This is a genomic window from Aeromonas sp. 604282, assembly GCF_049170575.1.
GTDB classification, from domain to species: Bacteria; Pseudomonadota; Gammaproteobacteria; order Enterobacterales; family Aeromonadaceae; genus Aeromonas; species Aeromonas veronii_A.
Genome location: NZ_JAAKMV010000008.1, coordinates 20675 through 45213, shown reverse-complemented (window position 1 = coordinate 45213; position 24539 = coordinate 20675). Strand labels below are relative to the sequence as shown.

20 protein-coding genes and 1 riboswitch are annotated in these 24539 nt (G+C 61.2%); of the genes, 3 read left to right on the top strand and 17 right to left on the bottom strand.

Annotated elements, in window-relative coordinates:
• Positions 1-5: 5 nt before the first annotated feature.
• Positions 6-1304, bottom strand: coding sequence for a ferric reductase-like transmembrane domain-containing protein (locus G5367_RS11230; RefSeq protein ID WP_421294335.1), 1299 nt, complete (start codon positions 1302-1304; stop codon positions 6-8).
• Positions 1305-1588: 284 nt separating this feature from the next.
• Between G5367_RS11230 and G5367_RS11225 the strand changes: the two genes are divergently transcribed.
• Complete coding sequence (locus G5367_RS11225; RefSeq protein WP_005343077.1) at positions 1589-1822, top strand: hypothetical protein; 234 nt, start codon at positions 1589-1591, stop codon at positions 1820-1822.
• Positions 1823-1968: 146 nt separating this feature from the next.
• On the opposite strand, the gene G5367_RS11220 is transcribed toward G5367_RS11225, so the two are convergent.
• From G5367_RS11220 to G5367_RS11200, 5 genes are all read right to left on the bottom strand, one after another.
• Positions 1969-2283 carry a hypothetical protein gene (locus G5367_RS11220; RefSeq protein ID WP_005343076.1) on the bottom strand — a complete coding sequence of 105 codons (315 nt, stop codon included), beginning with the start codon at positions 2281-2283 and terminating at the stop codon, positions 1969-1971.
• Positions 2270-3520 (bottom strand): poly-beta-1,6-N-acetyl-D-glucosamine synthase, encoded by a 1251-nt coding sequence (gene pgaC / locus G5367_RS11215; protein WP_421294332.1) that lies wholly within the window; start codon positions 3518-3520, stop codon positions 2270-2272. Before pgaC ends, G5367_RS11220 begins: the two co-directional genes overlap by 14 nt.
• Positions 3517-5475: a poly-beta-1,6-N-acetyl-D-glucosamine N-deacetylase PgaB gene (gene pgaB, locus G5367_RS11210; protein ID WP_421294330.1), complete on the bottom strand. Its 1959-nt coding sequence runs from the start codon at positions 5473-5475 to the stop codon at positions 3517-3519. Before pgaB ends, pgaC begins: the two co-directional genes overlap by 4 nt.
• On the bottom strand, positions 5475-7859 hold the full coding sequence (gene pgaA, locus G5367_RS11205; protein WP_421244425.1) for a poly-beta-1,6 N-acetyl-D-glucosamine export porin PgaA: 2385 nt from the start codon (positions 7857-7859) through the stop codon (positions 5475-5477). The genes pgaB and pgaA overlap by 1 nt, the downstream gene beginning before the upstream one ends.
• A 590-nt stretch (positions 7860-8449) precedes the next feature.
• Positions 8450-10279: a M3 family metallopeptidase gene (locus G5367_RS11200; protein ID WP_421244426.1), complete on the bottom strand. Its 1830-nt coding sequence runs from the start codon at positions 10277-10279 to the stop codon at positions 8450-8452.
• Between the two features lie 272 nt (positions 10280-10551).
• Between G5367_RS11200 and G5367_RS11195 the strand changes: the two genes are divergently transcribed.
• Together G5367_RS11195 and gbpA are read left to right on the top strand one after the other, a co-directional pair.
• On the top strand, positions 10552-12234 hold the full coding sequence (locus G5367_RS11195) for a methyl-accepting chemotaxis protein (protein WP_421244427.1): 1683 nt from the start codon (positions 10552-10554) through the stop codon (positions 12232-12234).
• 265 nt (positions 12235-12499) lie between these two features.
• Positions 12500-12585, top strand: a riboswitch (cyclic di-GMP riboswitch).
• A 65-nt stretch (positions 12586-12650) separates the two neighbouring features.
• Positions 12651-14072 (top strand): N-acetylglucosamine-binding protein GbpA, encoded by a 1422-nt coding sequence (gene gbpA, locus G5367_RS11190; protein ID WP_421244428.1) that lies wholly within the window; start codon positions 12651-12653, stop codon positions 14070-14072.
• Between the two features lie 150 nt (positions 14073-14222).
• Here gbpA and G5367_RS11185 read toward each other — a convergent pair whose 3' ends face one another.
• The 11 genes from G5367_RS11185 to G5367_RS11135 all read right to left on the bottom strand — a co-directional run bounded on the left by G5367_RS11185 (position 14223) and on the right by G5367_RS11135 (position 24429).
• Entirely contained in the window at positions 14223-15059 is an 837-nt protein-coding gene (locus G5367_RS11185; RefSeq protein WP_040067363.1) for a transporter substrate-binding domain-containing protein, read from the bottom strand.
• On the bottom strand, positions 15056-15817 hold the full coding sequence (locus tag G5367_RS11180; RefSeq protein ID WP_040067361.1) for an amino acid ABC transporter ATP-binding protein: 762 nt from the start codon (positions 15815-15817) through the stop codon (positions 15056-15058). Before G5367_RS11180 ends, G5367_RS11185 begins: the two co-directional genes overlap by 4 nt.
• Positions 15814-16476, bottom strand: coding sequence for an amino acid ABC transporter permease (locus G5367_RS11175; RefSeq protein WP_108613817.1), 663 nt, complete (start codon positions 16474-16476; stop codon positions 15814-15816). Before G5367_RS11175 ends, G5367_RS11180 begins: the two co-directional genes overlap by 4 nt.
• A 92-nt stretch (positions 16477-16568) precedes the next feature.
• Complete coding sequence (locus G5367_RS11170; RefSeq protein WP_319919535.1) at positions 16569-17234, bottom strand: amino acid ABC transporter permease; 666 nt, start codon at positions 17232-17234, stop codon at positions 16569-16571.
• Positions 17231-18442, bottom strand: coding sequence for a threonine synthase (locus tag G5367_RS11165; RefSeq protein ID WP_337073657.1), 1212 nt, complete (start codon positions 18440-18442; stop codon positions 17231-17233). Before G5367_RS11165 ends, G5367_RS11170 begins: the two co-directional genes overlap by 4 nt.
• Positions 18443-18636: 194 nt before the next feature.
• A complete protein-coding gene (gene cbl, locus G5367_RS11160) occupies positions 18637-19584 on the bottom strand; it encodes an HTH-type transcriptional regulator Cbl (RefSeq protein WP_279461077.1) in 948 nt (315 codons plus the stop codon).
• Positions 19585-19706: 122 nt separating this feature from the next.
• A complete protein-coding gene (locus G5367_RS11155) occupies positions 19707-20774 on the bottom strand; it encodes a sulfate/molybdate ABC transporter ATP-binding protein (protein WP_042030337.1) in 1068 nt (355 codons plus the stop codon).
• 23 nt (positions 20775-20797) lie between these two features.
• Entirely contained in the window at positions 20798-21688 is an 891-nt protein-coding gene (gene cysW, locus G5367_RS11150) for a sulfate ABC transporter permease subunit CysW (protein ID WP_064337393.1), read from the bottom strand.
• Positions 21685-22524 (bottom strand): sulfate ABC transporter permease subunit CysT, encoded by an 840-nt coding sequence (gene cysT, locus G5367_RS11145; protein WP_040067348.1) that lies wholly within the window; start codon positions 22522-22524, stop codon positions 21685-21687. Before cysT ends, cysW begins: the two co-directional genes overlap by 4 nt.
• A 271-nt stretch (positions 22525-22795) precedes the next feature.
• Positions 22796-23371: an RBBP9/YdeN family alpha/beta hydrolase gene (locus tag G5367_RS11140; protein ID WP_088870220.1), complete on the bottom strand. Its 576-nt coding sequence runs from the start codon at positions 23369-23371 to the stop codon at positions 22796-22798.
• 56 nt (positions 23372-23427) lie between these two features.
• On the bottom strand, positions 23428-24429 hold the full coding sequence (locus tag G5367_RS11135) for a sulfate ABC transporter substrate-binding protein (RefSeq protein ID WP_421244429.1): 1002 nt from the start codon (positions 24427-24429) through the stop codon (positions 23428-23430).
• Between the last annotated feature and the right edge of the window lie 110 nt (positions 24430-24539).

The following is a 24539-nucleotide window of genomic DNA, read 5'->3' as shown; positions in this document are numbered from 1 at the left end:
CGAGCTCAGCGAAAGCGAAACAGCTCGCGATGCAGATGCCTGTCCGGCAACAACCGGGCCAGGGCATCTGCCATCCCCTCCGGCCCGCAAAACCACACCTGCTCGGGCGCATCTTGCGCGATGCGGGCCATATCCAGTCGCCCGGCTGCCTTGTCCAGATGCAGCTGATAGCGAACGCCGGTGCGATGACAGAGCTCGGCCAACCGCTGGTGGTAGACAGCCCCCGCCAGATCCGGCGCGCACTGGATCAGGGTGATCCCCTCGCCGTGCTCCCCACGGGCAGCCAGCCCCTCCAGCCAGGCGACAAACGGGGTGATGCCGATCCCGGCACCCAGCCAGAGGGCTCGCCCTCCTCCCTGCGGGGCGACAAAAGCACCATAGGGGCCGGTCACCACCACTCCATCCCCGACGCGCGCCTCTGCCACCAGCTGACGGGTATGATCCCCGAGCGCCCGCACCGCGATCACCAACTGGCGCCGATCCGCCGACACCTGCACCAGGGTAAAGGGGTGCGCCCCCTCCTTGGCATCAAATTCGAAGAAGGCAAACTGACCCGGGCGGTAATGGGCGAGCGGCCGCTCCAGTTGCATGGTCAGCTCGCAGGTGTGATCCGCCAGCGCCCGCACCGCAATGACCCGGCCGGGATGGTGCTCCCGCGCTCCCACTTGTCCCAGCAGGGAGTAGAGGGCCCCGATAGCTCCCAGCCCACCGACAAACCAGATCGATACCCCCACCGGGGTCATGGCCCCAATCTGAGGCAGCAGGCAGAGCCCGTGACACCAGCCCGCCAGATAGATGAGCGGGGCCAGCCGGTGGATCAGTCGAAAACGGCCATAACTCACCAGTGCCAGCAAACTCAGCACCACCAGCGCGATCAGCAGATAGAAACTCCACTCACCCAGGGTATTGCCAAGGGCATGGAGCGAGATGCCATTGCCTGCTCCGGCACCCACTTCGGCAGCGCTGGCCCCACGCCGGGCGGGACGACTCAGCCAGCCTGCAGAGACCGCCCACTTGGGCACCTCCACCAGCAGCCAGTGGGCAGTCAGTACCAATGCGCCGCCGACGGCCGTCTGGCGGTGCAATCGCAACATCCGATCCAGACCACCACACCACACTTCCAGCTGCGGCAAGCGTAACGCCAGCAACAGCGAAATGGCCATATAGGCCATCCCCAGCAGGCCGGTCAGCAGCAACATCTCATGACGCCAGGGCCACACCCCGTTGGCGTCCCCCGCATAACCCAGCCACCAGACCCCAACCGCCAGCAGTGGCAGCAGCCACCACACCCGTTTGCCCGTCATAACATCCCCCCTGGTTACATCTCTGCAGGACCTCATCTACCTGCTGATGGCGCCATTACACAGCCAGCCGGTCACAAGACTTTGCCACAGGGAGAAGCTTGTGTGGCAATGTGTGACAAACAGCAACAACAGAGGGCTCCGGAGACCCCCTGCTCAATCGGGCTGCTCCCTGTTCATCAGAAGGGTGGTTGACACTCTGCTGGCAAAGGGAATCAAATGGGGATAATTAATGGCTGCGGTGGCAGCACAGACCACCCCGACCGACCACGGACAAGGAGAACCCGTTGCTTACCTCTAACGAAAGACGCTTCTGCCCAAGCTGTCAGTGCGAAACCAGCCATGTCGTGGTGCTGGTCGACAAATCTTTTGGCCAGCAGCCGACACCGGAGCAAAAGCGCAAAGCCTTTATCAAGGATTTCATTACCGGTTGGGCTGCGGGCCCCTTTCTGGCCAACATGGATCGCTTTGAACGACATGCCATCTGCGAACATTGTGGAAATAAAGTCATTGATGAATGACAGAGCAGGTGCAAAACGGAAAACAGCAGAAAACGGCCCTGCCGTGAGTGACACCGCAGTGGGACACCCGCGCAGGAGAAATGCATTGCCCTTAAAGCAGCAAGCGATCATTTTTACAGCATGAGGGGTCGGCTGGCCGCTCATGCTCACGGTGCTTTCGAGGCCGTGCGCTTGCCCATCAGTCGGTGCAGCAGTTTGTTGTATTTGGCCCAGGAGTGGATCAGCAGGAAGATACCAAACAGCAGGACCAGAAACAGTTGTCCCACCTCGGCAGCATCGAGTGAGCCAATAAAGCTCTCGTTCTCATCCGTCTCCAGATAGTTGAGCCAGGGTTGCAATGCCAGAAACAGCCATCCCCCCCAGGTCACCAACAGGATCAGCAGATCTCGTAGTCGGTACTTCCAGCTACGCCGGGTGCCGTTGCTGATGATCATCTCTTTCGCCAGCTTATGTTTTGTCACGGAACGACTCTCCCCTATCAGGACTTTCCCACACGGCCAGCTGGCCACGACGACGCAGGATCGCCCTAGGCACGGCTACTACCACGGTCACCAGATTGAGCAGCCAGTAGATGAGCGGATACCAGACGCACCAGATAAAGCTGCGAGCCATGCTCTTGTCATAGTGGTTATCGATAAAGATGCTGACCCCGAACTGCAGCAGACAAATCGCGGTCATCATCACCCCGGTCCACTGGAACAGGTGACCCACCGCCAGCCCGCTCAGGTCCGGCTCAATGAGCCAGACCAGCGCAAGCAGCAACATGCTGTAGCACCAGGCAACGCTGGAGAGATACTCCAGCAGTAGTAGCCAGAAACGGCGATTGCGCCAGCGCATTGCCTGCAACCCGTAACGCAGAAACACTTCAGCCCCTCCCTGAGCCCAGCGCAACCGCTGCTTGTAGAGACCGCGCACCGTCTCTGGCATCAGCACCCAGCAAAGCGCCTGCGGCTGATAGTGAATTAGCCAGCCGGCCAGCTGCAGCTTCCAGCTGATGTCGATGTCCTCGGTCACCATGTCATTGCTCCAGCCGCCGACCGCCTCGACCGCCTGCTTGCGAAAGGCCACCACCACTCCGGAGACGGTGAAGACGGTGCCGTAGATCCGCTGGGCCCGCTTGATGAGGCCGATGATGGAGCTGAACTCGCCGGTCTGGATCTTGCCGATGATGGTGGAGCGGGTGCGTACCCGCGGATTGCCGGTGACCGCCCCGACCCTCGGGCTCTCGATGAAGTGCTTCACCATCCAGCGCACCGCGTCATAGTCCAGCACCGCATCCCCGTCGATGCCGACCAGGATCTCCCCGCTGGCCACGGCCAACCCGTTGTTGAGCGCCATCGCCTTGCCCTGGTTGTGCTGGTGGAGCACAGTCAGGCGCGGATCCTGCTGCGCCAGCCGATCCAGCCGCGCACCTGTGTCATCCTTGCTGCCATCGTTGATGGCCAGCACCTCGAAATCGGGATAGCGCTGGCGCAGCAGGTGGCCGATGGTCTCCTCGACATTGGCCCCCTCGTTGTAGCAAGGCACCATCAAGGTCACCCTGGGGTAATAGGGGAGCTCCAGCCCCCGCTTGGCCAGCGCGATATCCCGCCGCTCCCACTGGAAGTAGTAATAGAGACCGCCACAAACCCACACCATGGCCATCAGACTGGGATAGGCCAGGGTAAAGATGGCGATCCCTTCCAGAAGCGCCTTCACCGCATCGCCTCCCCGTGGGTGGCCGCAGCGCCGCTGACAGCAACCGGCGTCGCCGGCAGCTGGGCCGGCTGAGGCTGGGTCTGCACCGAGAAGACCGGCTTGAGCACCGCCGGATCCGGCTGGTTGTTGTGAAAATCATCCGGGTAGTAACCAAAGTTGGTCACCCCCTTGCGCTGGATGATCTCCATCCAGCGCGCCAGCTCGGCATCGGAGATAGGCTGGTCGGTACGCCAGTTGCGGCTCTGCAGCTCGAACACCAACCGATTGGCCGGTACCTGTGCCAGCGAATCTTCCGCCAGCCTGGCCAGCCACTGGTCGGGATTTTCGGCCTGCTCCATATAGGGCATGGCCATCACGGCGGTGTAGTCATAGGCCTTGGCAAACGCCGCCATGCTCTGGGCAAACCACTGCTGGGATTGCGGCTCGGTCACCAGCGCCGCATAGATGTTGCGGGCGGTCTTGAGGCCGTCGGCGCCCCCCTGGCGGTAGCGGGCGGCGGCATCGCGCAGCGCCATGGTGAACTCGATAAGCAGATCGGTCTTCTGCTCCCCTTGCGCCTGTAGCGCATCCGGAGTGCGCGCCAGCGGCATCGGCCCCTCGTAGTCGCTGAGGAAGGCATCGTCATGGAACAGCAGACCGTCGAACTTGGTGTAAAAACCGAGATCCTCGTAGATATCCAGCAGCAGCTGACGGCTGGCAGAATCCCATGGCGACAGGCGCAGATACTGTCCCTTGGCCGGGGCACCGGTACGACTGTCGGTAACATAAGCGTGGTTCGGCCCCATGTCGTAGGCCATCACCGGCATCCAGGCGAACACCTTGACCCCGGCCCGGGTCTTGAGCTGCCAGGCCACCCGGTTGAAGAGATCCGCCTTGACCGGCATATGGCGGTTGGGGAAGTAGAGCGCCTCCGCCACCCCGTCACCGTTGTCATCGGCATAGGCCTGCAGATAGACGGTGGTGATGCCGTAACCCTTGATCCGGTCCAGCAGCATATCGATGTTCTTGTTCATCTGCTGCGGGTCCTTGTCGTAGACATAGTCGAGATCCACATGCACCAAGCGCTCCACCTGCCGCTCCCAGGTATTGCCCCCCATGATCTCGTCCAGAGTTTCGAGGCTGGTGTCCTCCTCCAGCAGGTAGCGGCGTACCGTGTTGCCAGAGTCACTCAGCTTGTTGAGCCCTTCCGCCAGCGTGAAGGTGTAGGGCATCCCGGCGGCCCCCGCCAGTTCCAGCGCAGCCTGGTTGAAGGCGCCGTAGGGCCAGACCAGGATCCGTGGTGCCCGACCGGTCTGCTCCCTGAGCTGATGGGCCGATGCGTCGAAATCAGCCTTAATCCGCGCCCGATAGTCGGCCATGCTCTCGTAGCCATGCTGGCTCCAGCCTGCGGTTGTGACCGCCGGCTGCACGTTGCCCTGCGGGTTGGCGAGTAGCCCGTAGTGGGAGGTGAAGGTGTGGGAGGCCAACTCCACCAACCCGGAGTCCTGCATCTCGCGGATCTGCGGCCAGCTCACGAAGTAGCTGCGTGGCAGCTTGTCATTGCCGTACGGGACCATCTGGTCATCGGCTACGTCCAGCCAGCTGCCCACCAGCGCAAAGACCGCCGGGTAGTTGTAGAGCTTGAGCAACGGATAGACCAGCCGGTAGAAGCTCTCATAGCCATCGTCGAAACTGAGCAGGATCGCCTTCTCTGGCAGTGGTGCTTTACCCGCTTTGGCATCCAGGATCTGCTGGAAGCTGACCGGGTGATAGCCCTGCTGTTTGATCCAGTTGAAGTGGCGGATCAGGGTGTCGCGCCGGATGGTCTGGGGGTAAAGCTTGAGATTAGGGGTCAATTTCAGGTCGACGATATCGTGGTAGCAGAGCACCACATAGTCATCGGGGTGCCGAGCCGCCTGTGTCAGCGAAGGCAACAGTGCAAGCAGCAAAACAAAAGAAGCAAGCCAGCGTCTCATCACATGAAACTCCATTGCAGATTGGCGAAGATGAAATTTCCGAACTCGGGGTTGCCGTCATAGATGGCCTGACGGCGGCCCAGGCCATAACCCAGGCTGAGGGCGGGAGAGAGGATCCAGTCGTGGCGGTAGCTGAGCTGCCACCCCTGATCGCTGCCATAGCCCTGTTGCCAATAGTGGTTGCCACTCATGATCAGGCTCTGCAGCAGGGAGCGACGCCCATCCAGCGGAAGCCGATAGCGCCCCGCCAGCTCCAGCTCCAGATTGCGATCCTGCAGGGGGTTGAAGTAGTCGACGTCTACCACCTCGTTGCGAGAAGTGGCCCCGCGCAAGGTGGTATCGAACCACCAGCGATCACGACGCCAGATATCCTGACGCAGCCAGCCGGAGACACTCAGCCGCCGGTTGCCATCGCTGATATCCATCCGTTCCAACCGCAGCGCCCCTTCGCGGGTCTCGTCCTGACGCCACCCCAGATCAAGCTGGTATTGATCGGCGTAGTTGCCGCGCGCCAATGCCCGCAGCGGGGTGTCGGCACTGTTGAGGTTGATGGCCGTGCCCAACGTCCAGCGATCGTCCAGCCGCCAGTCGAGGCGACTCCACAGATAGCCTTTGTGGTTGAGCTCGCTGCCCGTGCCCCCCTCCAGCGTCAGTTGCAGCGGGTAGAAAAAGATCTCGGCCCCCAGCCCGGTATAGGTGGCACGTTCGGGCTGCAGATCGAACTCGCCAAAGCTACCCTGACGACGGACAAACAGCCGATCGCCACCATCAGTGCGAGCGCTGTAAAGGCGGCTGTCGTAGCTCCAGTCACGGCTGGCCTGTACCGAGCCCCCTTCATTGCGACCATGGGTCAGGTCGGTGACAAACTGCGGGGCCTGTTCCAGGGTCAGCCGCTGCTGCAACTCCTGACGATCGCGGGTCAGGTTGCCAAGGGCACGCACGGCCTGCGGCGTGCCCTGCCAGTCGCCCCTGTCGAGCCGGGCGTTGAGGCGACCGGGCTCGGCCAGCACAGCACGTTCGGCTGGCAGCCAGCGCACCGCCTGTTCATAGGCCTGCTCGGCCTCGTCGGAATGACCCCGCCAGCGCCGAATATCCCCCAGTTGCAGCCAGAGCCAGGGGTTGGCTGGCGCGGTTTGCAACCACACTTCCAGCTGTTTCTCTGCTGCACCCGCCTCACCACGCCAGGCCTGCAGCAGGGTTTTCAGCTGCAATACCTTTTCGTAGTCGTCGTTGGCCATGCGCATGTTGCCGGTGAAATCCCAGCGAGTCGGCGGCTCCTGCCAACCAGCCAACAGCCCCTGCGCCGCGCCATAACGTTCGCCATCCGAATAGGCGTAGAAGCGCTTCTCCAGCAGCCGCTTGTCGTTGGCTCGCGCCGGGGTCGCCAGTTGTTGGTAAATCACGGAGGCCTCATCCACCCGTCCCAACCCGGCCAGCGCATCGGCGCGCGCCTCCAGCACATAGTCAGGCAATGGCCCCTCGGCCTGCAGCGCGGCGGACTCCTGCTCGGCCCGGAAAAAATCGCCCAGGGCCACCAGCGTCACCACTACATCGCGGCGAACACTGGTGTAGAGCACATGATCGTGTGGCGCACGTGCCAGGATCCTGTCCTGCAGCGCCAGCGTACGGGTAAGGGAGCGACGGGCCAGCGCCGGATCCTCGGTCTGGGCCGAGACCCGCAGTAGATTGACCGCCTGGTAGTAGTCGAGCCAGAGCCGGTCGACCGGTTTGAACAATTCGGGATAACGGCCCATCAACTCCGCAGCGGCAGGACCCGCCCCCAGACTCACGGCTACCCGATAAAGTGCCAATACCTGCTCGTGATTATCCGGTTCCAGCTCCAGCCACTGCTGGCGAGCCAGCAGCTCGCCCATGGGATCTTCACTCTGACGGGCGGCATAGATACGGGCATCAAGGATCGCCTGATCGCGGCCAAAACGTGCTTCATAGTCAGCCGCTGCGCGGCGGGCCAGCTCGCGGTTTCCCTGATCGCTGGCGGTGAGAAACAGTCCGAGCCAACCATTGCGGTTGGCAGGATCACGCCCCTGCAGGATGCGGTAATAGCTGATCGCCTCGGAATAACGCTTCTCGTCACGGGCGGCACGGGCCACCCCTTCCAGCGTGATGTTGCTGATGGGACTGAACTCGCACGGCTCGCAGGCGGCCAGCGCCCCCTTGCGGTCGCCACGCCACAACTGCACGGCTATCAAGTCATCAAGCACTTTGCCATCACCACTCTGCCGATAGAGGGCATCCAGCCCATACGCCGCACCATCCAGCTCCCCGGCTCGGGCCTTGAGCACCCAGGCTTCGCGAGCCCTGTCTATCTCACTGGCGCACACCAGCAGGGGTAACAGCGCCAACATCAAAAAGATGCGATTCATTCGCAACATACCACCCATAACAAACGCTGGTCATATCGTCCCTGCACGGCCATACGGATATCCACACCCGTCCGCTCCTGCTGGATAACAAGAGAACTTCCTGACGTGTGTGCTGATTTCGAGGGTGAAAGGCGGGCATGAACAGGCCAGCACCTTTCCTATGTGCGGCCCAGCCATCTCGGGGGGAAGAGATCTGAAGCTTTCCGAACCCGACTCACATCGGGGGTGGCAAGGGAGGCGATTTTGCAGTTGTGGACAATTTAGTCAACCCGATAAGATGAGAATAGATATCAAATAGGTGAGTGGAACAATCTTTATGCACAAAGATGACCACAAAAAACACTATTAACAAAAAGATGAAAAGAGCGGGGCTCAAGGAGTCCACTATCTTGTAGCCTGCAATTCATATTCATGTTCATACGAATACATATTTGATGGATAAAATATGGTTTCAATCGACAAAGCGACAATTTATGTCGCGAACTTCCCCATAAAACGATAGCGCCTACCACGCTTGCGACAATAAACAGCCATACACAGCACTGCTCCCGCCCTCGATGCGGGAGCTGTGTATATTACGCGACAGGCGCTTATTGGTAATGGTTGACGATCCATGCCTCGAAGTCGGCCAACATGCGAGTTTCCGACTCGCTGTTGTCGGCGATAAGCTCTGCGCCGTGGACCACCCGGATATGGGCATCGAGCGGGGTGCCCTCACCAGCCGCAGGGCGTTGCTGGGCCGCGGCCATGCAGGCTTGCGCCTGTTGCCACGCTTCAGCAGCACTCATGTTGCATGCCTCAGCCAGCGGTACCGCGCTGAACCCCTCGCCGGTCAGACTGCGCAACGTCTCATCGTGAGTCATGCCGTTGCCCGGTCCCCAGTAATGGGCGGCCAGATCCGGTCCGATACGCGGGTTGTCAGTGAGGTAGCCATCACGCTTGAGGAAGTAAGCACGGGTCTGCTCCACTGCCATCAGTGCCAACAGGTATCCGTGATAGGCACAGGCCGACTCCTGATTCAGGAGGTGCGGGATGGCCAGCAACGGGCGCGGGCTCGCCACCCCGACAATCTTGCGCTCCCACTGGCGGGCCAGCGCCAGCACGGCATCCGTAGTTCGTTCGGCATCATCCATGGCGTAGAGATCCCGCTCGAAGTAGGCCACCAGCGCAATCTGGCGCTCGTTGAAAGCGCGAAACGGCTGGCGTGCAGCGATCATCTCCTTGATAAGCGCGTCGGGGATCGCCTCTCCCTCAGTATTTCTGGCGTAACGTTTCAGCCAGTCGGCATCGTCCAGCAGGCTGTCGCAGAACATCGACTGGGTCTCGGCATAGGCCATGGAAGTGGGCGGAAACTCCTGTGAGAAGCAGGGCGCGTTGCCGGTGACATTGGCAAAGTGCGCGGCGTGGCCCCCCTCGTGGAACAGGGTGTTGAGGCCGCTCCAGCCGCTGCCCACCTGCGCCGGATCAGCCAGGCTGGTGAAGTTGACCACCGCCGGCACCCACTCCCCCTGCTGGAAGAAGCTCGGCACCGGGCCGTGGCAGAAGCCGTTCTCGTATTTCCCCTCACGGGTCAACAAATCCAGCGTCAGGGTCGCCCCACGATACTGGATGCCGAGACGACGGAAGCTCTCGACCCAATCCTTCAGCGCCCGCGAGAAGGGCACATAAGGATCGAGCTGGCGGGTTACATCACCACTGATGGCGTAGCGCAGGTTATGGGGCAGCAGGGCCGCCTCCCCCTTGGCCGCTTTCAGCTCGGCAAGGCTTTTCTGCAGCCGGGCGTCGGTGCGAGCAATAAAGTCATCGAGGATGACGAACAGCTGATCCGGGCTCATCTGTTCGTTCTTGCGCACCTTGTAGTCGAAGTAATTGCGATAGCCCATGGCGCGGGCAAAGCGGTTACGGATCGCCACTACCTCGAGAAAACCGTTGCTGACCACCCACTGCTCCAGGGTGTAGAACATGGCGAGTGCGCTTTGGCGCACAGCCTCGCTCGGGCTGGCTGCAAGGGAGGTGCTGGCGGCGGGCAGGCTACCCGCGACCCGTTGGCCCTGCTCATCCAGCAGTGTCAGTTTCAGCTCGCGGCGGCGGGCAAACAGCTCAGCTTCGGCGGCCACCAGCTCATCCATCAGGGCGGCAGCGGTGGGATCTTCAATCACATTGCACTCGAAGAAGGCGAGCCAGCCCCGCAGGCCGCGTTTGAGATCATCCTCTTCGGCCTGCGCCAGCATCTCCCGCAACGCGGGCAGGCGGGCAGGATTGGCACAAAAAGCCTTGTAGGCTTGCTCGGCCGCGGTAAAACCGGCCTGATCGTCGCTGGTGCCCATATAAGTGGACCAGAAAAGATCCTCTTTGCACCTGTGTACCTGCAGATAATCGGCGTTGAGTTGGTTGAAGTAATTCCTGGCAATGGAACTCATAAATTCCCTCTTGTGATGGGGTCACCCGCAGCGGGGCCCACTCCTTTTTTTAGTGAAATGCCAAATGATTCACACTCTTTGGCAAAAATTGCGCAGGGATGCGCATGAACACGCTACCAAAAAATGGGGAGCGCTGTCTGCTGGCTATACTGTTGTTCAAACGCTCATCAGAAACGGTCGGCAAACGGCTGAAAGTAAATGAGTTGTTAACTTTGACGAACTGGCTGCAGCGGTACAGAGCCACCATAAAACGGGATAACGAGGGTTTAATCATGTTCAAGCTCGGTGATATCACCGTGAGCCGCAAATTGATCTTGCTGCTCACGTTGGCGTTTGTCGGTTTTGTCTCGCTGCTGCTCATCTCGGCCAATGCGCTCCAGCGAAATCTGATGAGCGAGCGAGAGGCACGGCTCAATGCCGTGCTGGACCAGGCCATGAGCCAGATCCAGTTTCTGGCCAGCACCCTGCCCATGGAACAGGCCCAGCAGGAGGCGCGTAAACTGCTGACCAACACCCGCTTTGATGGCAACAACTACCTGTTTGTCATCGACGAGAACCGTACTATGGTAGTTCACCCCATCCGCCCCGAACTGATCGGTCAGAAAATGGGCGAAGGGGGCGCTGCCACCGCCGGGCAGTTCTGGTATCAGATGGTGGATATCGCCAAGGGGGGCAAGCATGGGACCCTGCAATATGTCTGGACTGGCCCGTCGGGCGAAACCGCTGACAAACTCTCCATGGTCTCCGGCTATCAACCCTGGGGCTGGATCCTCGGCTCCGGCATGCTGCTGCAAGATATTCAGCAGACCATCTGGGCCCAGTACATGAAGATGGGTACCGCCACCGCCATCGTGATCCTGCTGATGGGGCTGCTGGGCTGGCGCATCACCCGCTCCATCGTCTCCCCCCTCAGCCAGATCAACCACGCCATGCAACGGGTCGCCAAGGGGGATCTGGTGGTGAGCATCCCGGTACAGGGCAAGGATGAGCTGGGTGTTGTTGCCCGTTGCACCAACCAGAGTCTTGACGCCATCCGCCACGCCCTGCTGGAGGCAAGCCAGGGGGCTCGCAATGTGGCGGATGCCGCCTTGCGCATCGCCGCTTCTGCCGAGCAGACCAATCAGGCGGTCACCAGCCAGCGGGATCAACTGGCCCAGCTCGCCACCGCCATGAACGAGATGAGCGCCACCATCTCTGATGTGGCCGGGCACGCCGAAAATACCGCGCGGGATACCCAGGAAGCGACAGGTGAAGCCGGGCTAGGCAACCGTGATGTTCACGCCAGTGTGCATGGCATCAAGGCGTTGGCAACCGAAGTGGAGCAGGCCACTCTGCAGGTCAACCAGCTCAAAGAGGGGGTGATGCAGATCAGTGAAGTGACCGCCGTTATCAGCTCAATCTCGGATCAGACCAATCTGCTGGCGCTCAACGCCGCCATAGAAGCAGCCCGTGCAGGGGAGCAGGGACGTGGCTTTGCCGTGGTGGCCGACGAAGTGCGCCAGCTGGCCAGTCGTACCCGCCAGTCCACCGAAGAGATCCAGAGCACCATCGCCCAGCTGCAGCAACGGGCCGTCACCGCCGCCAACGCCATGGATACCAGCCGCAAACTGGCGGAGAGCAGCGTCAACCAGTCCCAGCAGGCGGGGCAGGATCTCACCCAGATCGTCAACCACATCCAGCATGTAAGCGACATGGCGACCCAGATTGCCACCGCTGCCGAGCAACAGAGCATGGTGGCCGAGGATATGAACCGCAACGTCAGCGGCATCAACGACTCGGCGCTGGAGATGTCCCAGTCCGCCTCGCAACTGGCGCAGGAGAGCGAGCTGCTGGCCGGCCTCTCCCGCAGCCTGGATGAGCGGCTTGCGGTGTTCAAACTGGGCAAGGAGTCCTCCACTGCGCCAATGATAGCTCCCGTATCTCCCCCCTCAGGAGAACTGCGCGCCCGTCATTGATGGCGTCAATCCGTGTCGCATTGTCACCCGGCCTGCCAGCTCGGCTGGCAGGTTTTTTTACGCCTAAAAACGCGCAGCAAGCATGCATCTTATCGGCATATTCAACGGCATTCGACGCCATTCATAAACAAGAGAACAATTTAAAAACAGCCAGTTAGGATGATTTTCGCGCCATTGAATGACGTATTTAAACATGTAACTTCAAATAATTAATCAATGCGGTGCACAATGCTGATGGCCGAACATTTGGCCCATCACTAACCATCTAGTCATTTGGCAAACTGACCGAAAGGTCGGGACGCAAAGCCTCCGGTCTACAGACGTTTTGTCCAGGATAGCGGGGTTGCCACACGCAAGTGTGCATCGGGGAACTCCCCGGCCAACTGACTGCCCACATCTATCGAACAGAGGAATGTATGGCAGCAAAAATCCAACTCAATCACATCGCGGCGGTGCTGGCCCTGCTGGCCAGCGGCAGCGCCCTGGCTCATGGCTACATCAGCCAGCCCGAGAGCCGCAACTACCTGTGCAAAACCGGCGGCAACAGCCAGTGTGGCGGCGTACAGTGGGAACCCCAGAGCGTGGAGGGGCCATCAGGCTTCCCGCAAACCGGCCCGCAGGATGGTCAAATCGCCTCGGCGGGCAGCCCGCGCTGGAGCGAGCTGAACATCCAGACCAGCGACCGCTGGACCAAGCGTGAAGTACAGCCCGGACCCTTCGCCATCAGCTGGACCTTCACTGCCAACCACGTCACCCGCAACTGGCGCTACTACCTCACCAAGCAGGACTGGAACCCCAACCAGCCGCTCACCCGCGCCTCGTTCGACCTGACCCCCTTCTGCGTCATCGACGGCAACATGGTGCAGCCGCCCAAGCAGGTGACCCACAACTGTGTCCTGCCGGAACGCACCGGTTATCAAGTGATCCTCGGCGTGTGGGAAGTGGGCGACACCAGCAACAGCTTTTACAACATCATCGATGCCAAGTTCAAAGATGGTAGTCAGCCGCCGCTGGAGTGGAGCCAGGCAGGCACCATCTACCCCTCCATCGACCTCGCAGTGGGTGACAAGGCGATGACCCGGGTGTTCGATGCCAACGGCGAGCGCCCCGAGCTGCAGACCGTACTGACCATCACCACCGCCGAGCAGGGCCAGAAGAATAACTGGGCCCATGCCCTCGCCAGCAAGATCAACGCCGAGCAGAGCCTGATCCGCGCCGGTCAGCAAGGAGCCGACGGCAAGTTCAATCCGGTCTACGGTATGAACCCCGTCTATCTGAAGCGAAACAGCAAGCTGGAACGAGTCGAGATTGACCTGCAACAGCTGCAACCGCCAGTGGTGGACAGCATCAGCGTCAGCGGTCTGGCCAGCGACTATGTGCTGGACAACGGCAAGGCAACCCTCGATTTCACCGTCACCGCACAGGGCGATCTGGCCGTCACCAACACCCTCTATGACCACGGCGGCGTCGCCAAGGGTGAAAGCAGTGCCGACATCAGGGACAGCAGTCACACCTTCACCATGGCGCTGGAAGGGCTCAAGGCTGGTCACCATCAGCTGGTGATCAAGGCCACCCCGAAAGCGGGCGGCGAGACCATCCAGCAGACCATGGATCTGATGTTCAAGGAGCAGAGCAGCGGCGAATACGACTTCGTCTTCCCGAACTCGCTCAAATCCTATGCCGCCGGCACCAAGGTGCAGCAGCCGAAAAATGGCAAGGTCTATCAGTGCAAGCCCTTCCCCTACAGCGGCTACTGCCAGCAGTGGACCACCACCGCCACCCAGTACGAGCCGGGCATCGGCTCCCACTGGCAGATGGCGTGGGATGAAGTGCACTAACCCACGCTTGGGCACATAAAAAAGGGCGTCCTCTCTAGCAGGGGACGCCCGGAAAAATCAAACCTTGCGGTTTGCATACCAACGGAACCAAGACCTCACTCTTCACTTACTTCACACACTCAACACACTCTTCAAAACAGGGTTTGTCCATTAACCCTGCCATTTTCCTCCTTCGACAATCACATCATTCGGATCGGTATCAGGGCTCAGCTTGTCACGCACATACTGGTCATAGAGTTTCAGCAGGTACTTCTCTTCTCCCAGCTTGGCGAGACGGTCGTTGACCCAGTCACGCAGCTCGATATTGCCCTTCTTCACCGCCGGGGCGATGGGATCTTCCGAGCCCAGTTTTTCGGGCAGTACCCGATAGCCCGGGTTCTCCTTGGCCCAGCTGAACAGTACCAGGTTGTCCTGGGCGTAGGCATCGCCACGGCCCTGCGCCAGCGCCTGCAAAGATTCGGTGTTCTTCTCGAACTTGAGTACCTTCCACTCCGGGTGGTTGCGGGTCAGCCAGATGTCGGCAGTGGTGCCGGTGGTCACGATCAGGGTCTTGCTGGCCAGATCGTCGAGCTTCTTGGCCGGGCTCCCTTCCGGTACCAGCACCTGTACCGCCACTCGCAGGTTCGGGTTGGTGAAATCCACCACCTCGCGCCGCTCCGGCGTCACCGTCATATTGGCGAGGATCAGATCCACCTTGTCGCTCTGCAGGAAGGGGATGCGGCTGGCTGGCTCCACCGCCACGAACTCGATCTTGTTCTCGTCCCCCAGCAGATCCTTGGCGAAGCGGCGACCGAGGTCGGTGTCAAAACCGACGTAGTTCCCCTTCTCGTCCACGTAGCCAAACGGCGGCTTGTCGGTGAATACGCCGACGATGAGCTTGTCCCGCGCCTTGATCTTGTCGAGAGAACCGTCCGCCGCATGGGCAGCGCCGCTGGCGATACCCAGTCCCAATAAGGCACTAAGCAGAACCGAGGTGATTTTTTTCATGCTGACTCCTTTCGTTTGATGACATTTGTATAAGAAAACTTGGCGAGGAACTGGCGCGCACGCTGGCTCCTGGGATTGTCGAAAAATTGGTGGGGGGCGGCCTGCTCCAGAATGTGGCCGCCATCCATGAAGACGATGCGATCCGCCACCGCCCGGGCGAAAGCCAGCTCGTGGGTGACGATAAGCAGGGTCATGCCGCTGCCGGCGAGATCGCGGATCACCTCCAGCACCTCCTGCACCATCTCGGGGTCGAGGGCGGCGGTTACCTCGTCAAACAGCATCACCTGCGGGTTCATGCACAGCGCCCGCACGATGGCGATGCGCTGCTGCTGACCGCCGGAGAGCTGGCGCGGATAGTCATGGCGCCGCTCCCACAGGCCGATGCGGGTCAGCAGCTGCTCGGCTTGCAGCAGCGCCTCTGCCCGCTCCCGCTTTTGCACCTGCAGGGGGCCAAGCAGCACGTTTTCCAGCACCGTCAGGTTGGGGAAGAGGTGATAGCTCTGGAACACCATGCCGATCCGCTGGCGCACCCGCTGCCAGTCGGTGGCACCATCCAGCAGCACACCATCGAAGCGGATCTCGCCCCCCTGAATGGGCTCGAGCCCGTTGAGAGTGCGCAGCAATGTGCTCTTGCCGCAGCCGCTCGGCCCCAGGATGACGATCACCTCCCCGGCGCGCACGCTGAGGCTGATCCGATCCAGCACCAGATTCGGGCCGAACTGTTTACTGACAGAACCGAGTTCAAGCAGAGGTGTCATACCGCATTACCCCATTGTTGCTCCAGCCGGCGCGAGGCGAGCGAGAGCGGATAGCAGACCAGAAAAAAGAACAGAAACAGCAGACCGTAAATAAGCAGCGAGCCATAGGTGCGCTCGATGATCTGCTGGCCCACCTTGATCACCTCAACCACCCCGATCAGCACCGCCAGCGAACTGGTCTTGATGATGCGGGTGTAGATGTTGATGGTCGGCGGCGTCAGCCGCTGCAACGCCTGTGGCAGCAACACATGGCGATAGAGCTGCCAGGTCGAGAGCCCGAGCGCCAACCCGGCCTCCTGCTGACCACGGGCGAGGGAGTTGAGGCCACCGCGCACCACCTCTCCCACCTCGCTGGCGCCCCAGAGGGCGAGTACCAGCACGGCGCACCAGAAAGCCGGAATATCGAGGCCGAAAAAGATCGGCAACCCGAAGAAAAAGAGATAGAGCCACACCAGCACCGGCACCACCCGAAACAGCTCGAGATAAAGCCGCAGCAGCCCCCGCACCAACCGGCCGCCCTGTTGTGCCAACACGCCGTAAGCGACACCGCCGAGGGTGGCAAACAGGATGGCCAGCAGCGAGATGGCGAGGGTCTGACCCGCGCCCACCGCCAGCAGTGGCAGCGCTTGCGTCAGCTGCTCAGAGATCGAACTGGCCATATTGAGCCCTCCTTTCCTGCTTCTTGGTGACGAGAGAGGGTGGCAGCTGGAAGATAAGTGCCCACATCGGGATCCTCGCCTGCATCAGCGATTCAGTGACCGAACTGACCATGTTGCAGCCTCCTTTCAACGACTCGCAGAGCGAGAGAGAGCGGCAGAAAGATCAGCACGCACATCAAGGTCAGCACCGCCAGCATCTCGTAGGTCTTGTAGTAGAGGGCGATGTAATTCTTGGTGGTGTAGAGCAGCTCTGGCACCGCCACCGCCGAAGCCACGGTCGTCTCCTTGAGCAGGAAGATGAAGTTGGCAAACAGCGCGGGCAGGCTGGCGAGCCAGGCCTGGGGCAGCTGCACGTGGCGCAGTAGTTGCCAGCGGGAGAGGCCGATAGCCCTGCCAGCCTCCAGCTGACTGGCGGGCACCGCCTGAATGCCTGCACGCAGCGCCTCGGTCAGATAACCACCGCCGAGAAAGGTCATGGCAATCACCGCAGTGGTAAAGCCCGACAGCGACAAGCCGAGCGCAGGCAGCCCGAAATAGAGGAAGAAGAGCTGGATCAGCAGTGGCGTGTTGCGCGCCAGCTCGATATATCCGCGGATCAGCGCGCTGAGCGGCCGCTTGTGCAGGCTCAACAGGGCGACGTTGAGCAGGGCGACCGCCAGCGAAGTGAGGATCACTATGGTTCCCAGCTGCAAGGTGACCCAGACCGCCTTGCCGAAGGCGGGCAGCGTCGTGAAGATGAAGGGCAGATCCAGATTCATGCCGGAATCCTCCCGTCACGCTGCAGACGCTGGGGCAGCACAGTGATCGCATCCGGGTACTTGATGCCGGTACCGGTATTGAGCACCACGACCTGCTCTCCCCCACGGATCCAGCCAGCCTCGCGCAGTTGACGAGCAGCAGCAAACGCAGCGGCCCCCTCAGGGCAGACAAAACTGCCCTCCCGAGAGGCAAGCTGGCGGATCTCGCTCTGGATGGCCTTGTCATCCACCGCGATGGCGCAACCCTCGGTGCGATAAAGGGCGTCCAGCACCAGAAAATCCCCCAGCGCCTTGGGTACATTGATGCCGAACGCCAGCGTTTGGGAGTCGGGCCAGAAGCTCGATTCGGTGGCTCTCTGTTGCCACGCCTGTACGATGGGCGCACAACCGCTCGCCTGCACGGCCACCAGCCGGGGCAACGCGCCCTTGACCCAGCCCAGCTCCTGCAGCTCGCGCAGCGCCTTGTAGATACCGATGAGGCCGACCCCGCCACCGGTCGGATAGATGATCACATCCGGCAGGGTCCAGCCCAGCTGTTCGGCAATCTCCAGCCCCATGGTCTTCTTGCCCTCAATCCGGTAGGGCTCCTTCAGGGTTGAGGCGTCAAACAGGGATTGCTCCGCTACCGCCTGCGCCACCTGACGACCGGCGTCGCTGATAAGGCCATCCACCAGATAGAGACGGGAACCGGCGAGAGAGGTCTCCAGTCGAGTGATGGCGGGGGCTGCCTGCGGCATAACGATGGTGCTGCGCAGTCCGGCACGGGCACCGTAGAGCGCCCATGCAGCGCCTGCGTTGCCGTTGGTCGGCATGGCGAAGTGAGAGACGCCGAGTTCACGCGCGCGGGAGATGCCCACCGCTGCACCACGAGCCTTGAAAGAGCCGGTGGGGATGACGCTCTCATCCTTCATCCAGAGATCCGGAATACCGATCTGCTTGCCCAGCGTAGGCAGCCGTAGCAGTGGGGTGAATCCCTCCCCCAGCGTCACAACGTGGGCGGGATCCCGTACCGGCAGCAACTCGTGATAACGCCACAGGCTGGCCGGGCGCCCCAGCAATGCCGCCGGGTGCCATGCTCGCTTCAGCGCATCGAGATCGTAGCTGGCCAGCAGTGGCGCACCTGCCCGGCTCAGTTGCCAGGGCTGGTCAGCCTCATGGATCTCGCCACTCTTGCTGCAACGCAGATGTGATAGGTAGCTATACGGCATGCTTTATCCTGAATGGATCGACTTTGGTCAGTCACTTATTCCATCCTGCAACCCAAGTACCGGATAACAAACAAAATTAACTGGCAAACCTAAGTGAAAAAATTCATATGAAGCCGTCTGTTTTCGCTGGCAATCTCATCTGCCAGCAATAAGGAAGGGGAGCCATTGGCTCCCCTTCTGTCATCTCTTCCGATTCAAATCTGGAAGTCGAGGGCGGGTTCGCTGCCCATGGCGCGGGCCTGAATATCCGCCAGCGCCAGCTCGGGGTTGCAAAGCTGGATAAACTGCCAGGCAAAGTTGTGCTGGAACTGCCCCTGCTTGAGGCCAATCCAGGCGGTGTGGGGGGCAAACAGATGGCTGCCGTCGAGCTGTATCAGCCCCTGATCGCGCTGCGCGTCGAACGCCATGTCGGCCAGTATGCCGACCCCCATCTCCAGCTCGACATAGGTCTTGATGACATCGGAGTCCTGCGCCGTCAGCAGGATCTGCGGTTCAATGCCAGCCGCAGCAAAGGCTTCATCCACCCGCACCCGCCCGGTCAACCCGGCTTGATAGGTGACGATGGGCCAGTTGGCCAGCGCCGCCAGCGTCAGATCCCGCTCGCCTGCCAGCGGATGTTGCTCGGGCACCACGATGTTGTGGTGCCAGCGGTAGTAGGGGAATGCCACCACCCCTTCGCTCTTGTCGAGCTGCTCGCTGCTGATGCCGATATCCACCTCGCCGGTCTGCACCAGCCGCACTATCTCCTCCGGGCTGCCCTGACGCAGCTCCAGCTGTACCAGCGGGAACTGCTCGCGAAACGCCTTTACCACCCGCGGCAAGGCATAGCGCGCCTGGGTATGGGTGGTCGCCACCAGCAAGCGGCCCGAGTCGCGGTTGGCAAAGGTGCTGGCCAGTTTGCGGATGTTGTTGGCGTCATTGAGAATCCGCTCGGCAATCACCAGCAACTCCTTGCCCGGCTCGGTCATGCCGAGCAGCCGCTTGCCGTAGCGGATGAACAACTCGATCCCCAGCTCCTCTTCCAGCTCGCGGATATGGCGACTCACCCCGGATTGCGAGGTAAAAAGGGCGTTGGCCACCTCGGTCAGGTTGTAATCCCGCCGCGCTGCCTCCCGGATAATGCGTAACTGCTGAAAATTCACCTTGTCGCCTCCTGCGAAGAGTGGGCGACACAATCTGCTCGCCCCTCTCATTTTTGTTATTTGGCCGGATCATGCCCGGCTGACAGCCTGAACCGGGCGGCCACACCGCCCGCAACACAGCATCAAATCTGGTAATCGGGATAGAACTGCGCCTGTCTGGCCACCAGCCGCACCCCCTGTCCCGGAGCAAACTGCTTGGCCGCCTCCTTGCTCAGCTCCGCCTCGTAGTGGGCCCCTTTGGTTTCGCCATCGCCACGCAGCTCCACCCGAATGCGTGGCCCCATGGGCAACAGACGGGTGATGGTGGCGCGGATCCCGCCCGGCGCATCGGCTGGCAGAATCTCCAGTTCATGGGGACGAACATAGGCGATGGCGGCACTGCCGTGGGCCAGATGAGAAGCCGACGGCCCGCCGAGCAGCTGCTCGCCGATGCCGAATCCCTGCTCCGCCACCCGACCGCGGAACTGGTTCACGCTGCCGAGGAAGCTGTGGACGAAGGAGCTGGCGGGCTGGTCGTAGACCTCAGCCGGGGTGCCGATCTGCTCGACCCGTCCGGCATTCATCAGCACCACCCGATCCGCTACCTCCAGCGCCTCCTCCTGATCGTGGGTGACGAACAGGCTGGTGACATGCAGCTCGTCGTGCAGCTCGCGCAACCAGCGGCGCAGCTCCTTGCGCACCTGGGCATCAAGGGCGCCGAAGGGCTCGTCCAGCAGCAATACCTTGGGCTGCACCGCCAGCGCGCGGGCCAGCGCAACCCGCTGGCGCTGACCGCCGGAGAGCTGGGTCGGATAGCGTTCGGCCACGTGGCTGAGCTGCACCAGATCCAGCAACTCCTTGACCCGGGCGCGAATGGCCGCCTCGGCCGGGCGCTCGCTGCGCGGTTTGACCCTAAGGCCAAACGCCACGTTTTCGAATACCGTCATGTGGCGAAACAGGGCGTAGTGCTGGAACACGAAGCCGACGTTGCGCTCGCGCACATGGAGATCCGAGGCATCCTCGCCACGGATGATCACGCTGCCGCTATCGGCCTGCTCCAGCCCGGCGATGATCCGCAGCAGGGTGGTCTTGCCGCAACCGGAAGGGCCGAGCAGGGCCACCAGCTCACCGTCGTGAAAGTCGAGGTTGATGTCTGCCAGCGCCGCGTACTGATTGAAATGCTTGTTGAGTTGTTGAACCTGAATGCTCATGGCTGCCTCTTTAAAACGGTAATTCAGTGAGATTTGGTGGGCTGGGCACGCAGCCGGGCCAACAGGGTTTCACCCAGCAGGGTGAAGATCCCGAACAGAGCCAAGAGGCTTGCCACTGCAAAGGCGGCGCCGGTCTGGTACTCGTTGTAGAGGATCTCGATATGCAGCGGCAGGGTATTGGTCTGGCCGCGAATATGACCGGAAACCACCGACACCGCGCCAAACTCCCCGACCGCACGGGCGGTACAGAGCAGCAGGCCGTACATCAGGCTCCAGCGAATGCCGGGCAGGGTGACGCGCCAGAACATCTGCAGGCCGCTCGCCCCCAGCATGATGGCCGCCTCTTCCTCTTCCGGGCCGCGCGCCTCCATCTGGGGCAGCAGCTCGCGCACTACGAAGGGCACGGTAATGAAGGTGGTGGCCAGGATGATCCCCGGGGTGGCGAAGATGATCTTGATGTCATGTTCGCTCAACCAGTCACCGAACCAGCCGCGGCTGCCGAACATCAACACCAGCATCAGACCGGCGATCACCGGCGACACCGAGAAGGGCAGATCGATGATGGTGATGAGCAGCTGCCGACCGGGGAAGCGGAAACGGGCGATGGCCCAGGCCGCAGCGATCCCGAACAGCAGATTGAGGGGAACGGCGCAGAGGGTCACCAGTGCGGTGAGACCGAGGGCGCTCAGGGCATCCGGCTCGCTGATGGCGTGCCAGAAGAAAGCCAGCCCCGGGCTCAGCGCCTGAATAAAGACGGTGGCCAGCGGCAGCAACAGCAGAGCGGCAAACCAGCCCAACCCGACCGTGATCAGCAGCCACTTGACCCACTGGGGTTCACGGATCACGACCGGTGCCTTGCGAGCGGGGGTCGCCTCCACAGAGGCCGCCTCAATGGCGATAGCAGATGAACTCATATCCGGCTCCCTCCGATGCGAGACCAGCTCCAGGCCTGCAACTTGTTGATTAGCAGTAACAAAATGAACGAAATCAGCAGCATCACCACTGCGATGGCGGAGGCACCTGCGTAGTCATACTCTTCCAGGTGGCTCATGATCATCAGCGGCGCGATTTCCGAGACCATCGGCAGGTTGCCGGCGATGAAGATGACGGAGCCGTACTCCCCCACCCCACGGGCAAACGCCAGCGCAAAACCGGTGAGCAGGGCAGGCACCAGGGTCGGCCAGAGCACCCGCAGAAAGGTCTGCCAGCGATCGGCGCCGAGGCTGGCGGCCGCCTCCTCTTGCTCGGTTTCAGCCTCCCGCAGCACCGGCTGCAGGGTACGCACCACAAACGGCAATCCGATAAAGGTGAGTGCGATGACCACCCCGATAGGGTTGTAGGCGAGCTGAATGCCGAGCGGCGCCAGCAACTGGCCGATCCAGCCGTTGGGGGCGAAGATGGCGCACAGGGCGATGCCGGAAACGGCGGTGGGCATGGCAAACGGTAGGTCGATGAGGGCATCCACCAGACGACGACCGGGGAAGGTGTAGCGCACCAGGATCCAGGCCAGGATCAGGCCAAACAGGCTGTTGAGCAGCGCCGCGACAAAGGCCGCCCCGAAGCTCAGGCGAAAGGAGGCGAGCACCCGGGGTGAACCAATCACCTGCCAGAACTCGGCGGCGGTCAGGTTGTTGATCGCAAACAGTACCAGGGCCGAGAGCGGCAACAGCACCAGCAGGCCCAGATAGAGCAGGCTGAACCCCAGGGTGGGGCCAAAACCGGGCAGGACAGAATAAGAACCAAATCGCATAACACATCCATCTGTTATGAAGAATTTTCGATATGGTGATTCTGCGCACTCCCCTCATCGGCAACAAACATCAATTGCGACTTTGCTAATCACTTTTTTGTCTAACCGCAGAGTCACAAGGCTCTTGGCGCACTCCAAATAAAAAAAGGTCTTTTATATAAATAAAAGACCTAAGAAATGGAGCAATACGGAGCGGAGCATTCAAAGAACGGGGGCATGGAGTAGCCAACGAACAGCGCGCTCGCCAACCCTCCAACCACTTCACAGATACCTAGCGAAAGCCCAGTACGACCGGCCGGGGCGATGCGGTCTTGACCGGTGCCACCACCAGCTCACCACGGCGGTAGAGTGCCCCCAGCAAGTGCAGCCCCTGATGCCAATCCCCATGACCGGACTGGGCATTGATATGGCCCGCCTCACCGGCATCGAACAGCGGCACCTGCCACTGACGGCTCCAGTACTCGGCCCGTTCAAAGCTCATCCAGGGATCGTTGCGGCTGGCCACCAGCTGGGCCGACACCTGCAGCGGCCCGGCCAAGGCCTCATCCACAATGCCAAAACGGGCAGGATCGGCGGGCGCCACCAGAAAGATCGAGGCCACCTTCTCCGGCTGCAAGCGGGCCGCCGCGATGGCGGTCAGGGCGCCGAAAGAGTGGGCCACCAGATGGACCCGGCTGCGGCGACGTTTCAACTTGCTCGCCAGCTTGGCACTCCAGACCCTGAGGTCCGGCTTGTCCCACGGCAGCCCGGTCATCCGCTGCCATTGGGGAAAATGATCGTGCCAGCGGCTCTGCCAGTGATCCGGCCCACTGTTGTGCAGACCGGGAACCAGGAGGATCTTGTTCATCTTGGTGCTCCTATCGGCTGGCACAGGGGCCAGTTCAGTGATGGATAACGAAGCTATCAACGACCCGGCTGATAGATCTGGTCAAACAAACCACCCTGGGCGAAGTGTTTCTTCTGGGCTTTCTCCCAATCCCCTTCCAGATCCTTGACGGTAAAGAAGGCAAGCTGCGGGAACTGGGTTGCCGTCTCCTTCAGGATCGCCGGGTTGCTGGGGCGATAGTGATGTTTGGCGACGATATGCTGCCCCTCGTCAGAGTAGAGATAATCGAGATAGGCCTTGGCCACCGCTTCGGTACCGTGCTTCTTGGCCACCTTGTCTACCACCGCAACAGGCGGCTCCGCCAGAATGGAGACCGAAGGCACCACCAGCTCGAACTTGTCGCTGGCACCCGCCTGACCAAGCACCAGCAAGGCTTCGTTCTCCCACGCCAGCAGCACGTCACCGAGACCGCGCTCGGTAAAGCTGGTGGTGGCACCGCGGGCGCCTGAGTCCAGCACCTTCACGTTCTTGAATAGATCGCCAACAAACTGCTTGGCCCCCTCTTCACTGCCGCTCTTCTTCAGGGCATAGCCCCAGGCGGCCAGATAGTTCCAGCGTGCCCCGCCGGAGGTCTTGGGGTTGGGAGTCACGATGGCGACATCCTTGCGCACCAGATCATCCCAATCCTTGATCTGCTTGGGATTGCCCTTGCGCACCAGGAAGACAATGGTGGAGGTATAGGGCGAGGCGTTGTTGCCGAGGCGACTCTGCCAGTCGGCAGCGGTCAGCCCCGCCTTGGCGATGGCATTGACATCGTAGGCCAGCGCCAGCGATACCACGTCGGCCTCCAGTCCATCCACCACGGCGCGGGCCTGTTTGCCGGAACCACCGTGAGACTGGCTCACCACCACGTCGTCACCGGTCTTCGCCTTCCACTCCTTGGCAAAGGCGGCGTTGTACTCCTGAAACAGCTCGCGGGTCGGATCGTAAGAGACGTTGAGCAGGCGGATCTCGGCGGCATTGGCCTGGCCAAATGCCAGCAGAGAGAGCAGGGTCAGGGCGGTCATTCGCAGTTTCATGGTGATACTCCATATCTTGTTGGGTTGAGAACAGCATGCCGTGGAGTTGTTATGCCCAGAAGAAAGAAATAACTCTTTGCTTATCTCTTTTGCTCATATCAACTCAGCCA